At 61.6% G+C, this 12,806-nt stretch carries 10 protein-coding genes and 1 tRNA gene; 10 read left to right on the top strand and 1 reads right to left on the bottom strand.

The genetic code is table 11. The annotated features are described in order from the left end of the window. Positions 1-3 precede the first annotated feature (3 nt). A complete protein-coding gene (locus tag JP75_RS12165; protein WP_160194683.1) occupies positions 4-1,245 on the bottom strand; it encodes an ROK family transcriptional regulator in 1,242 nt (413 codons plus the stop codon). A 222-nt stretch (positions 1,246-1,467) separates the two neighbouring features. Between JP75_RS12165 and xylF the strand changes: the two genes are divergently transcribed. The 10 genes from xylF (at position 1,468) to JP75_RS12115 (ending at position 12,791) form a co-directional block, all read left to right on the top strand. After that, positions 1,468-2,505: a D-xylose ABC transporter substrate-binding protein gene (gene xylF, locus JP75_RS12160; protein WP_035083239.1), complete on the top strand. Its 1,038-nt coding sequence runs from the start codon at positions 1,468-1,470 to the stop codon at positions 2,503-2,505. 87 nt (positions 2,506-2,592) lie between these two features. After that, on the top strand, positions 2,593-3,912 hold the full coding sequence (locus JP75_RS12155) for a sugar ABC transporter permease (protein WP_035083237.1): 1,320 nt from the start codon (positions 2,593-2,595) through the stop codon (positions 3,910-3,912). A gap of 11 nt (positions 3,913-3,923) precedes the next feature. Then, positions 3,924-4,706: an ATP-binding cassette domain-containing protein gene (locus JP75_RS12150; RefSeq protein ID WP_035083234.1), complete on the top strand. Its 783-nt coding sequence runs from the start codon at positions 3,924-3,926 to the stop codon at positions 4,704-4,706. A gap of 41 nt (positions 4,707-4,747) precedes the next feature. After that, positions 4,748-5,434, top strand: coding sequence for a DUF1345 domain-containing protein (locus tag JP75_RS12145; protein WP_051960650.1), 687 nt, complete (start codon positions 4,748-4,750; stop codon positions 5,432-5,434). Positions 5,435-5,545: 111 nt separating this feature from the next. Then, positions 5,546-5,619 (top strand) — tRNA-Cys (locus JP75_RS12140). Positions 5,620-5,780: 161 nt separating this feature from the next. Next, the gene (locus JP75_RS12135; RefSeq protein ID WP_160194682.1) at positions 5,781-6,407 is read left to right on the top strand and encodes a protein-L-isoaspartate O-methyltransferase family protein; all 627 of its coding nucleotides are present in this window, start codon (positions 5,781-5,783) and stop codon (positions 6,405-6,407) included. 131 nt (positions 6,408-6,538) lie between these two features. Beyond that, on the top strand, positions 6,539-7,894 hold the full coding sequence (locus JP75_RS12130) for a TolC family outer membrane protein (RefSeq protein WP_035083227.1): 1,356 nt from the start codon (positions 6,539-6,541) through the stop codon (positions 7,892-7,894). Positions 7,895-8,080: 186 nt separating this feature from the next. Continuing rightward, complete coding sequence (locus JP75_RS27230; protein ID WP_035083222.1) at positions 8,081-8,890, top strand: DUF2497 domain-containing protein; 810 nt, start codon at positions 8,081-8,083, stop codon at positions 8,888-8,890. Positions 8,891-9,025: 135 nt separating this feature from the next. Next, positions 9,026-11,779, top strand: coding sequence for a valine--tRNA ligase (locus tag JP75_RS12120; RefSeq protein ID WP_035083219.1), 2,754 nt, complete (start codon positions 9,026-9,028; stop codon positions 11,777-11,779). Between the two features lie 4 nt (positions 11,780-11,783). Beyond that, positions 11,784-12,791 carry a CorA family divalent cation transporter gene (locus tag JP75_RS12115; protein ID WP_051960648.1) on the top strand — a complete coding sequence of 336 codons (1,008 nt, stop codon included), beginning with the start codon at positions 11,784-11,786 and terminating at the stop codon, positions 12,789-12,791. Positions 12,792-12,806 lie beyond the last annotated feature (15 nt).

Genomic DNA, 12,806 nt, shown 5'->3' with positions numbered 1-12,806 from the left:
GGGTCAGCCTGCCGTGCCGGCCCGTTCGGTGCTCGGCAAGGGCGCGAAGTCGACCTGGTCGATGTCATTGAGGGTCTTCATAAGAAGGCCCTTGAAGATGGGCTCCGTTTCATCGCGATGCGCGATGATATGGGGAGCGCCGTTGATGCTGCCGACCAGCGAAGCTTTGATGGCCTGGTCGATTTCCGGGCGCATGAGCTCCAGGGCACGGGCGCCGGGGCCGACGATAAGGATATGCGAGGGATCGTAGATCGCCAGCATGCGGCTGAGCCCAAAACCAATGGCGCGTCCGGCAAGATTGAAGGCATGTGTCGCGCTGCGGTCGCCGGATTCGGCACGCTGCATGAGCATTTCGTATTGCTGGACCGGCACGGCTGGGGCAGGGGGCGCGGTTTCCGGCACGGAATAGGCGTTGCGGAGCACGGCATAGTCCGCGGCATAGGCTTCGATACAGCCCCGCATGCCGCAGCGGCAGAGTGCGCCATTGGGCACATGGTTCATATGACCGAACTCGGTCGCGCCCTCGTCGCCCCGGCCCATGATCTGCCCCCGGAACGTGACGCCCATGGCCACGGTCGAGCCAACGAAGACCGTGGCAACGCTCGCTTCGTGCAGGGCCGGATCGAGCCAGCGAGCACCTTCAGCAAGGAGGCGTCCGCGCTTATGCAGCGTTACGGGCAGGCCGCGCGCCACTGAAAGCTCGGTCGCGAAGGGCGCGCCTGCGAGATGTTGGATCGGCGACCAGCGCAAGCCGCGCCCGTCACGTTCCAAAATGCCCTGGACCGAAATGGCGACGCGCCGAAGCGTCTTTTGAGCAGCGGGTGTACGCGCCAGCAGCGCATCGAGACGGTCCGACAAGAATTGGCACGGCGCGATACCGGCAAAGGTGGTCGGCGTCAGGTCGGTTTCAATGCGGTCAACCAGCACGCCACCATAGTCGATAAGCGAAAGCCGCGCTCGATTGACGTCGAGCTCGAAGAGCGCAGCATGGGCGGCGTTGCGGGCAAAGTTGACGAAGGTGGCGGGTCGACCGCGCGTTCTCCCATCAGGACGATCTGCCGTCAGTTCGGCAACCAGGCCCTGCGTGAGCAGGTCCGACATGATGGCCGTCATGCTCGCGTGACTGAGCCCGGTGAGGCTGGCGAGGGCCGTACGCGACTGTGCGCCCTGCATGCGCAAGGCACTCAAGACCAGTCCACGGTTTTGCCGCCGGACGCTGTCGCTATCGCTGACGGTTCGCGTCAAGCAGTCAACTCCCTCACTCCCACCCCAAGACATCAAAGCTGCTGGCCCGACGCAACCTTGATTTTATTCGGACCTCGAAATTGACGTTGACACGTCCCGATCCGCCATGCGACTTCTTTTTTCGAGCATTGAAAATAATGCTCTAGTGCGTACCCGCATGCCTAGGGATGTGAAGGCTGTGGATGGCATTCTGGGCCCGAATGGCCCATTGGGAGGACATTGATGAATAAGCTCTTTGCAGCGGTCTTGCTTGCCTCGACCGTGTTGACTGGTGCCGCCCTGGCACAGGACAAAATCGTCGTCGGCGTTTCCTGGAACAACTTCCAGGAAGAACGCTGGAAAACCGACGAAGCCGCGATCAAGACCGCTCTCGAAGCGGCTGGCGCGGAGTATATTTCGGCTGACGCCCAGTCGTCCGCCTCCAAGCAGCTCACCGATATCGAAAGCCTGATCAGCCAGGGTGCAACTGCGCTGATCGTGCTGGCCCAGGACAGCGAAGCCATTGGGCCCGCCGTTGCTGCTGCCGTCGCCGAAGGTATTCCGGTGGTCGGCTATGACCGCCTGATCGAAAACCCCGATGCCTTCTACCTGACCTTCGACAACAAGGAAGTCGGGCGCATGCAGGCTCAGGGCGTGTTCGCCGTAAAGCCTGAAGGCAACTATGTCTTCATCAAGGGCAACTCGGCCGACCCCAACGCCGACTTCCTGTTCGCCGGTCAGATGGAAGTGCTCCAGGCTGCCGTCGATTCGGGCGCCATCAAGAATGTCGGCGAAGCCTATACCGACAACTGGAACCCGGAAGTCGCCCAGGCGAACATGGAACAGTTCCTGACGGCGAATAATAACGAAGTCGACGCTGTCGTCGCTTCCAACGACGGTACGGCAGGCGGCGCCATTGCGGCACTGGCTGCGCAGGGTCTCGCCGGTTCGGTACCGGTTTCCGGCCAGGACGGCGACCATGCAGCCCTCAACCGTATCGCCCTCGGCACGCAGACCGTTTCGGTCTGGAAGGACGCACGTGAACTCGGCAAGAAGGCCGCGGAAATCGCTGTCGAACTGGCTGGCGGCACTGCACTCGACGGCGTCACCGGCGCAACCAAGTTCTCCGATGGCCCGAAGGGCGTCGAAATGAACGCCGTTCTGCTCCCGCCGATCCCGATCACCCAGGAAAACCTCAACGTCGTGATCGACGCCGGTTGGGTGTCCAAGGACGTCGTGTGCCAGGGCGTTGCCGCAGGTACGGTTGCCGCCTGTAACTGAGCCCATAAAAGGCTAAACTGGTTGCCTGATTGCAACCGGACTGCGCCCCGGCTTCGTGCCGGGGCGCCGTTTCCACGGGAGACCTGAATGGCTGACCAACACGCCATTTCCACGCCAGCCCATCCGAGCACATTCACGCAGAATCCCATTCAGCGCTTCCTCATTGCGACTGAGGTGGATACGCGCCTCCTGGGCATGATTGGCGCCTTGGCGATCATCTGGATCGGCTTCAATATCTTTTCAGGCGGCCTGTTCCTGACCCCGCGCAACCTTTGGAACCTGTCGGTGCAGACCGCTTCCGTGGCTGTGATGGTCACGGGCATGGTGCTTGTCATTGTCACCCGCAACATCGACCTTTCCGTGGGCTCGATCCTGGGCGTGGTCGGCATGGTCATGGGCGTCATGCAGACGCAGATCCTGCCGGTGCAGCTTGGCCTTGGCCTCGGTCACCCGCTTATCTGGAGCCTCTCGCTGCTGGCGGGGCTCGTTGTCGGCGTCGGGATCGGCGCCTTGCAGGGCACGATCATCGCTTATCTGCGCGTTCCGGCCTTCATCGTTACGCTCGGCGGTTACCTCGTCTGGCGCGGTGCCGCCTGGTGGGTCACCATGGGCCGCACCGTTGCTCCCATGGATCAGACTTTTCAACTGATCGGCGGCGGCCCCGCTGGTTCAATCGGCTTCACCTGGAGCTGGATCGTTGGTGCCGTTGCCTGCGCAGCCATCGTCGCCGGGCTTTATTTCGGACGCCGGCAACGCCGCCGCTTCAATTTTCCGCAGCGTCCGCTCTGGGCCGAGGCTTCGCTGGCCGTTCTTGGCTGTGGCGCGACCATTGGGGCGATCTGGGTGGCGAACGCCTATCCCTGGCCCGTGCGCATTGCCGAAAACTATGCCAAGGCCAACGGCATAGCCGTGCCGGAAAGCGGGCTGTTCATCTCGCATGGCATCGCCGTGCCCGTGCTGATCGCCGTGGGGGTAGGGGTGTTCATGACCTTCCTCACCACGCGGACCCGTTTTGGCCGCTATGTCTATGCCATGGGCGGCAATCCGGAAGCGGCGGAGCTGGCGGGTATCAATACCCGCTGGGTCACCGTCAAGATCTTCATGCTCATGGGCGGGCTCTGCGCCATCGCAGCCGCCATTTCGAGCGCGCGCCTCAATGCGGCGACCAATGCCCTTGGCACGCTCGACGAACTCTATGTGATCGCGGCAGCCGTTATCGGCGGCACGTCTCTGGCTGGCGGCGTCGGCACCATCGCCGGCGCGCTGCTTGGCGCCGTGGTCATGCAATCGCTGCAATCCGGCATGGTGCTGATGGGGCTCGATAGCCCGCTTCAGTCCATCGTTGTCGGCATTGTTCTGGTTTTCGCGGTGTGGCTCGACACGCTCTACCGCCGGAATAAGCACTAGGAGTGCCCGCCATGCTGGATGCCAGCACACCCCTGGTCGAAATGACCGACATCTCCATCGCCTTCGGTGGTATCAAGGCCGTCGATCACGCCTCGATCAACCTTCACCGCGGCGAGGTTGTTGGCCTCCTGGGCCACAATGGTGCGGGAAAGTCGACGCTGATCAAGATCCTGTCGGGCGCCTACAAGCGCGATGCCGGCGATATCAAGATCAATGGCGAACCTGCCTCGATCAGCAATCCGCGCGATGCCAAGGCCTATGGGATCGAAACGATCTACCAGCAGCTTGCCGTTGCCGACAATGTCGACGCCGCGGCCAACCTCTTCCTTGGCCGTGAACTGGTGACGCCGATCGGCACATTGGACGACGCAGCCATGGAATCGCGGGCGCGGGAAGTCATGGGGCGCCTCAACCCCAATTTCCGCCGCTTCAAGGAGCCGGTGAAGGCCCTTTCCGGCGGGCAGCGCCAGTCTGTGGCCATCGCCCGCGCGATCCTCTTCAATGCACGCATCCTTGTCATGGACGAGCCCACGGCCGCCCTTGGCCCACAGGAAACGGCGCAGGTCGGGGAACTGATCAAGCAGCTCAAGTCCGAAGGCATCGGCATTTTCCTCATCAGCCATGATATCCACGACGTCTTCGACCTCGCAGACAGGCTGGTGGTGATGAAAAATGGCCAGGTCGTGGGCGAGGCGCGCACCAGCGATGTCACCAAGGACGAAGTCTTGGGCATGATCATCATGGGCAAGGTGCCCCCAGGCGCAAAGCCCGGCCCGGGAGCCATTAGCGGCTGACGGCGTTTCCTCCGCGGCTTATTTGCGGAGGAGATGGTCGAATGCCGGAACAGGCAAAGCGTAACCTGCGTACGGTTGCCGTGGGGCATGTCATGCCGCGACATGCCCCGTTCTATTTCGGCCTGCTATTGGGTCTGGTCGGGCTGGTCATATCATTTCTGCTCATACCGAAATACGCAATCAGCCTCGGCGCCAACTGCCTCTTCGCCGGCTATCTGATCCTGGCTTTTCTCAAACTGCCGCTTCTGACTGCGGACTATCTTCATGAGCACGCCCGCGAGGAGGACACGCCGGGCACAGGCATCCTGCTCATTGTCCTCATCGTCATTGCCGCTTCGGTGGTCTCGCTCTTCCTCGCGCTCAACCAGGATGGCGGCACGGAGCCCGGCGAGATCATCGCCAGCATAGCATCGGTCATTCTGGGCTGGTTCACGGTGCAGGTCATGGGCGCGCTGCATTATGCCTATGAATATTATCAGGTGCCGGATCGACCGCGCAGCAAGAAGGTCGAGGGAGGGCTCGACTTCCCCGGCGACGAGGCGCCCGACGGGATAGCCTTTCTCTATTTCTCGTTCACGGTCGGCACGTCAGTTGCCACCTCGGACACCAAGGTTTCGTCCAATGCGATGCGCCGCCGGGTCATGGTTCACCTGATCTTTTCGCACTTTTACAACACGATCCTCCTCGCCGCCGCAGTCAATGTGCTGCTTGGCGCTGGGCAGGGGTGACAGGCCTTCAGCGAGAACTGAACGAAGCGTTTTCCAAAGCTTTGGGAAAATCATTCAGCGGCGACAATCCTGTTGCATCGCCCCGAGAGGTCAAATAGGTACAGACGCAGAGGCCGCGTGGCGGAGTGGTTACGCAGCGGATTGCAAATCCGTGCACTCCGGTTCGATTCCGGACGCGGCCTCCAATTTCCCGAAATTCTTGTCAGCTCTCACGCCCAATTTTCTGGGCGTGTTTCGCAATCGCTTTGCGGCATGGCTTGCCAGTTGATCGGCTCGTCTATATTCACGTCCAGCATATCAATGGGCGCCGGAACGCTGGCTGATGGATGAATATCGAAGCGCAAGAATGGCTATGATCGACAGCCAGTTGCGCACCAGCGGCGTCACGGAGCGTCGGCTGCTCGCCGCCATTGCAGAAGTGCCGCGCGAAATTTTCGTCGCCGACGGTCGCAAGCCGGTTGCCTATGTCGATGACCTGCAGCCGCTGGCCTCCGGGCAACGCTTCATTCTTTCCCCGGCACATTTTGGGCGTATCGCCCAGCTTGCCGAGATCGCGGACAATAGCCGGGTTCTCGATGTCGGGGCTGCGAGCGGCTATTCTACGGCGGTCCTGGCGGGTGTCGGGGGCCAGGTTGTCGGTGTCGAATTCGACGCCGACCTTGCCTCTCGCGCCAACACGCATCTAGCTCAGCTCGGGATCGAAAACGCCCGGGTGATTGCCGGCGGCATAGAAGCGGTTGGGGAAGGGCCTTTTGATGCCATCGTGGTGGAAGGTGCGGTGGACGCTGAACCCGATGACCTTATTCGGCTGCTGGCGCCGGGCGGGCGGCTGGTTGTGCCGATTCTGCAACGGGGCATCGCGGTCATCCATGTTTTCCAGCGACACGACGATAGCGTAATGTTCACGTCAGAGTTCGATGCAACCATGCCGCGCTTGTGGAGCTGGGCGCAAAAGGACGAATTCGTTTTCTAGCGGTCGATTTGTTGCCAAACGGCCACGGGTTGAAACGAAGCGTACGTTAAATTTTGATAGGCATGGGTATGGTTGGTTGTAGACCCCATATGCCGGGCGTATTGGTAATAGGGTCGGAATGCGGGGTACCTATGGTAAATAAGTTCGTGACGGCGAGCGCGGTCGCCATTCTCTTGGCGTTGGGGGCGGCTGGCGGGGCACAGGCTCAGTCGATCACCCAGGCGTTGACCGCTGCCTATGATCACGCGCCGGACCTGCAGGCGGCTTTGCTTGAAGCAAAGGCCTCGGCCGAGAATATTGCGCTGGCCAAATCGGCGAAGCTGCCGACCATCGGCGCTTCGATAAGCGGCAGCGAGAGCTGGAGCCTCGTTGGCGGCCAGTTTTCCGGTGGTCCTTCGATCACCACCGGCGTTTCCTACAACCAGACCATTTTCGACAACTTCAAGACCGAAGCGCAGATCGAGGCCGCACGAGCTGCTGCTGAGCTCTCCGAATACCAGATCCGCAATTCCGAGCAGAATGTCCTCCTCTCCGTCGTTCAGGCCTATATGAACGTGCTGAGCGGCCGCCAGCTCGTTGCATTGCGCGAAGAAAATATCCGCTTCTTCCAGGCTCAGCTGCAGTCGGCCCAGGACCGGCTGGATGTGGGCGAGGGCACGCGCATCGACGTCGCCCAGGCCCAGGCGCGCCTTGCACAGGGCGAGGCTGCTTACCGCGCGTCTCTCAGCACGCTCGAAGTCAGCCAGGCAACATTCCAGCGCTTGGTGGGCACGCGTCCGCAGCAGCTTAATTCTGCGCATAACTATGCGCGCCTCATTCCAAACTCTATCGACGCCGCTCTGGCCGAGGCAGAGGTCGGTCACCCGGCCATCATGATGTCCAAGGCGGCAATCCGCGCCGCGCAGGCGGGCACCGATGCCGCCGAAGCAGCCTTCGGGCCGACTGCGTCGGTAACCGGGCAGGTAGGCAGCCGTTGGACCAATGGCGGCATGACGGACGGTCTCAGCGGTTCGGTCGGCTTCCAGGTCACCGTGCCGATCTATGCAGGTGGTGCCCTGGGCGCCAGCGTTCGCAAGGCCAATCTCGGGCAGATCAAGTCCGAGGTGGAAGCGATGTCCACCTACGACCAGGTCCGCGAAGCCGTCATTTCCGCCTGGGCGGGTATCCAGAGTGCCGATGCACAGATTCAGGCGGCGCAGGCCGCAGTGCAGGCCGGCACGACAGTGCTGGATGGCACGATCCAGGAACGCGACCTCGGTACCAGCACCACGCTCGACGTGCTGAATTCGCAGGCAGAACTGACCAGCGCCAAGGAAGGCCTGATCAATGCCCAGACCTCGAAAGTGGTTGCGACCTTCTCGCTGCTCTCCGCCATGGGTCGCCTGACCGCGTCCAATCTCGGCCTGCCTGTTACCGTGAAGTCCGCGGTCAACTATACGCAGGCCGTCGAGGACGTGTGGCAGGAATTGCGCACCGTCGCCGAGTAGTTTTTACAGCAAATCCAAATCTTGTGGCCGGGCCTGTCCCGGCCACAAGTTTTTGTGGAAGTTGTCGGGCATGGCGTCCTGTGGATTCCTAAGCCCAGCAGAACCGGTTAAGGTGTAGGTAACGAATCGGGTTGGGTGGCATGCGGAAGCCCTCTCGAGCGTCGCGCATGAGTTGAAGAGGCACTTATGAACAAGCCGGCCGCCAGAGAACCCTCCATGGACGAGATTCTGTCTTCCATTCGGCAGATCATTGCCGATGACGACGAGAGTGCCGCGCCGCGCCGTCCTTCGCTGCAGGTTGCGCCCGATCCGATGGAAGCGGTGAGCTTTGGCGCAGACCAGGACAATGAGCCGCTGGAACTTTCCTCGGCGCAGATCGTGCCGGAAAGCGAAGCTGCCGCCGATATGGGCTTTGATGCCTTGCTTGCCGATGCCCAGGCCGAAACTGCCGAGCCGAAAGAGGCTCCGGCCCTGGTCGTGCCCGACGATATCAGCTTCTCGCCGGCCGAGCCCGAAGTCGGCATTGCCGAATTTCCGAGCTTCAATCCCGCTCCGAGCCTTGCCGAAGACGTCGAGGCAGAAGCCGAACCCGAATTTTCGCCCGAACCAGAAGTTGAGGCTGCTCCCGTGCTTTCTGCCGTCAGTATCGATGAAGACCGCTCCGTGGCCGAGATTGCGCCCGAACCGATCGCTTTCGCTCGCCCGTCCGTCGCAGCCGCCTCGCCGATGCCCGACGCGACCCTGAGCGCCGATATCGCTGATGGTCTCCTCGAGACGACCACCAAGGCCGCTATCCGCAGCTCCATCGACAAGCTGGGCGCTGCCGGCATCGGTATTGTGCCGTCGCCGGCTCTCGGCAATGCCAATCTGACCATCGAGACCATGGTCCGCGAAATGCTCCGCCCGATCCTCAAGGAATGGCTGGACGAAAACCTGCCTTCCGTCGTCGAGCGCATGGTCGAGAAGGAAATCGCCCGAGTTGCACGCGGCGATTGATTTCCCATATCAGGGGCAGGGTGCTTTTCCTGCCCCGCCGCAGTTGACCCTGCGGCGCGCTTTTGCTTGAAGTTGCCAACCCTGTTTGGGCCCGCCATGTTCTCCGTGGCGGGTCAATGTTGTTGCGAGTGACCTATGCTTGAAAAGACTTACGAACCCGCTGCCGTGGAAAGCCGCATCTATGATGCCTGGCTCGACGCGAAGGCCTTCGCCGCTGGTGCGGGCGCAAAGCCGGGTGCGGAGACTTTCACCATCGTCATTCCGCCGCCCAACGTAACGGGCTCGCTTCATATCGGGCACGCGCTCAACAACACGATCCAGGACATTCTCATCCGCTTCAACCGCATGTTGAAGAAGGACGTGCTCTGGCAGCCCGGCACCGACCATGCCGGTATCGCCACCCAGATGATCGTCGAGCGCCAGCTTGCCGAAAAGCAGATGGATCGTCGTTCGATGGGCCGCGAGGCGTTTATCGACCGCGTCTGGGAATGGAAGTCCGAGAGCGGCGGCACCATCATGAACCAGCTCAAGCGCCTTGGCGCTTCGGCTGATTTTTCGCGCGAACGCTTCACCATGGGCGAGCGCGGCCAGGCCGACGACCAGATGGTGCGCGCCGTTACCAAGGTGTTCGTGGAGCTGCACAAGCGCGACCTCATCTATCGCGCCAAGCGCCTGGTGAACTGGCATCCGGGCCTCGAAACCGCCATTTCTGACCTTGAGGTCGAGAACATCGAGATCAAGGGCCACATGTGGCACCTGCGCTATCCGTTGGCCGATGGCGTAACCTATCAGTTCCCGATCAAGGACGAAGAAGGCAACGTCACCGGACACGAGACGCGCGACTACATCATCGTCGCGACGACCCGTCCCGAGACCATGCTGGGCGACGTCGCCGTTGCCGTGCATCCGGAAGACGAGCGCTATCAGTCGCTGGTAGGCAAGTTCATCGAACTGCCGCTCGTCGGCCGCCGCATTCCGGTCGTTGCCGACGAATATGCCGATCCGACCCTGGGCACCGGCGCCGTGAAGATCACGCCTGCTCACGATTTCAACGACTTCGAGGTCGGCGCGCGCGCCGGCGTTGAGCCGATCAACGTGTTCACGACTCGCGGCGCCATCATCGATGCCGATTTCATCCCCGGGAAGTATCGTGGTCTGGATCGCTTCGAAGCCCGCAAGGCGATCGTTGCCGACCTGACAGCCCTCGCCGAAGAGAACGCCACGCGCGGCCTCGACCATATCGAAGACAAGAAGATCATGGTGCCGCATGACGAGAAATCAAAACTCGTCGTCATCGAGCCCTTTCTTACAGACCAGTGGTGGGTGAAGGCCGATGTGCTGGCCCAGCCAGCGCTCGCTTCGGTTCGCGAAGGCCGCACCAAGTTCGTGCCGCAGCAATACGAAAACACCTATTTCGCCTGGCTCGAAAACATCAAGCCGTGGTGCATTTCGCGTCAGCTCTGGTGGGGACACCAGATTCCGGCTTGGTACGGTCCGGACAATGAGGCCTTTGTCGCTTACAACGAATCCGAAGCGCAGGAAGCCGCGACCAAGCACTATGGCAAGGCCGTCGAACTGACTCGCGACCCCGACGTGCTCGACACCTGGTTCTCGTCGGCGCTCTGGCCTTTCTCGACGCTCGGCTGGCCGGACGAAACGGCCGAACTCAAGCGCTATTATCCGACCGATGTTTTGGTCACCGGCTTCGACATCATCTTCTTCTGGGTCGCCCGCATGATGATGATGGGCCTGGAATTCCTCGAAGAAGAGCCGTTCCATACAGTCTACATGCACGCCCTGGTCCGCGACGAAAAGGGCCAGAAGATGAGCAAAACCAAGGGGAACGTCATCGATCCCCTCAAGCTTGTCGACGAATATGGTGCCGACGCCACGCGCTTCACGCTGGCGGCAATGGCTGCGCAGGGCCGCGACCTAAAACTCGCGATTTCGCGCGTCGAAGGCTATCGCAACTTTGTCACCAAGCTCTGGAATGCCGCGCGCTTCCTTGAGATGAACGAATGTCGCCGCGTCGAAGGCTTTGATCCCAAGTCCAACAAGCTCGCTCTCAATCGCTGGATTGTCGGCGCCACGGTGCGCGCGCTCGCCAGCGTTCGTCAGGGCATCGAGGACTACAAGTTCAACGAATCCGCCAACAATGCCTATGACTTCGTCTGGGGCACGTTCTGCGATTGGTATGTCGAATTCGCCAAGCCGGTGTTCAACGGCGAGGACGAGGCCGCCAAGGCCGAAACGCGGGCGACCGCTGCCTGGGCACTCGATCAGATCCTGATCATGCTTCACCCGATGATGCCCTTCGTCACCGAGGAGCTCTGGGCCGAAACCGGCAAGGCCGGCCCGAAGCGCGACAATCTCCTCATTCTCACCGAATGGCCGACCTATCAGGGTCTGGAAGACGCTGAGGCCGACGCGGAACTGGCGTGGCTCGTCGATGTCATCTCCAATGTTCGTTCGGTGCGCGCGGAAATGAACGTTCCGGCCGGCGCCAAGCTGCAATTAGTCGTGACCGGTGCAGGCGAGCAGACGCTGGCTCGTCTTGTCGCCGGCACGTCGCTGATCAGCCGCCTTGCGCGGCTTGAGGAAATCTCGCCGCAGAACCTGGTGCCGGGCGAGTCTGCCCAGTTCGTGGTTGGCGACGCCACCTACGCTCTGCCGCTTGCCGGCGTGATCGATATCGCCGCCGAAAAGTCCCGCCTCGAAAAGGAAGTGGGCAAGCTCGACGGCGAGATCACGGGTATCGACAAGAAGCTTGGCAACGAGCAGTTCGTCTCGAAGGCACCTGAAGAAGTGATCGAAGAGCAGAAGGCTCGTCGTGAAGCTGCAATCGATCGGCGTCAGAAGATTCTCGAAGCCCTGAAGCGTTTGAGCTGACAACATGGACGGCACGCCGAAGCAGCCCAGCGACCGCGCCCTGCATAACGGTCTCGTAGGCGTCGGCGCCGTCCTGATCTTTGACGGCGACGGCGGCATGAAGCGGTATGAACCGAGCGACGTGCCGCCGTCCGCGCCGCCGCGCGGCTTCAAGCTGATCGTGGGCAATTCCAAGGCCCCCGAGTTCAAGCTTTGGCTGCGCGGTGAGCTGGGCGAATTCAATTCGGGGCTGCTAACCACTCCAACGTCGCGCGCGCGCTGCACGGTGATGGACGATCGGGCTCTGGTCATGTTGCGTGTCGTGCGTCCAGGCGCCGCTCCGCACGATGTCGGCCGGCAATTCCTGACGGTCTGGATCGAGCGAGGCCGCGTCATCATCGCGTCCGAACTCAATATTCTCGACTTTCTGGGCCTCACCAAATGGGAGCAGGGGGCGCATGCGCCAATTTCCCCGGCCGACCTGATCGCCCGCCTGGCCCTGCGTGCCACCGATCGCCTTGAACCCTTGATCGAGATGCTCGGCGACAGGCTCGATGAAGTCGAAGAAACGCTCATCACCCACCGCACGGAAAGGGCGCAGGACAATCTTGAGCACCTGCGCCGCACCCTCATCAATTTCCGTCGCCTCGTGTGGCCGCAGCGCGATGCGCTGACGACGCTGGAAATCGAGGACCTGTCTTTCTTCTCGGATCGGGATCGACTGCGGCTGCGCGATGCGGCCATGCGCACCGCCCGTATCGGCGATGAATTGCAGGCCCTCTCTGAACGCGCAGTGCTCGTTCATGAAGAGATCATCGACGATCGCGCCGAACAGATGAACCGCACCATGTTGCTGCTGGCGGCGGTAACGGTGGTGTTTTCCCCGCTTACCCTGATCAGCGGCATGCTCGGGATGAACGTGTCTGGCATACCCCTGGCGGACTATGGCGGTGCGTTCTGGGTCGTTTGTGGCGCCCTGATCGCGCTGGCCGGTGCGCTCGTCTGGTGGATGCGCAAAAGCCGTCTCTTCTAGCCTTTTGCCCCTCCC

Source organism: Devosia riboflavina, assembly GCF_000743575.1.
GTDB lineage: Bacteria > Pseudomonadota > Alphaproteobacteria > Rhizobiales > Devosiaceae > Devosia > Devosia riboflavina.
The sequence above is the reverse complement of the archived record's forward strand: the minus strand, read 5'-3'. Positions and strand labels throughout refer to the sequence as shown.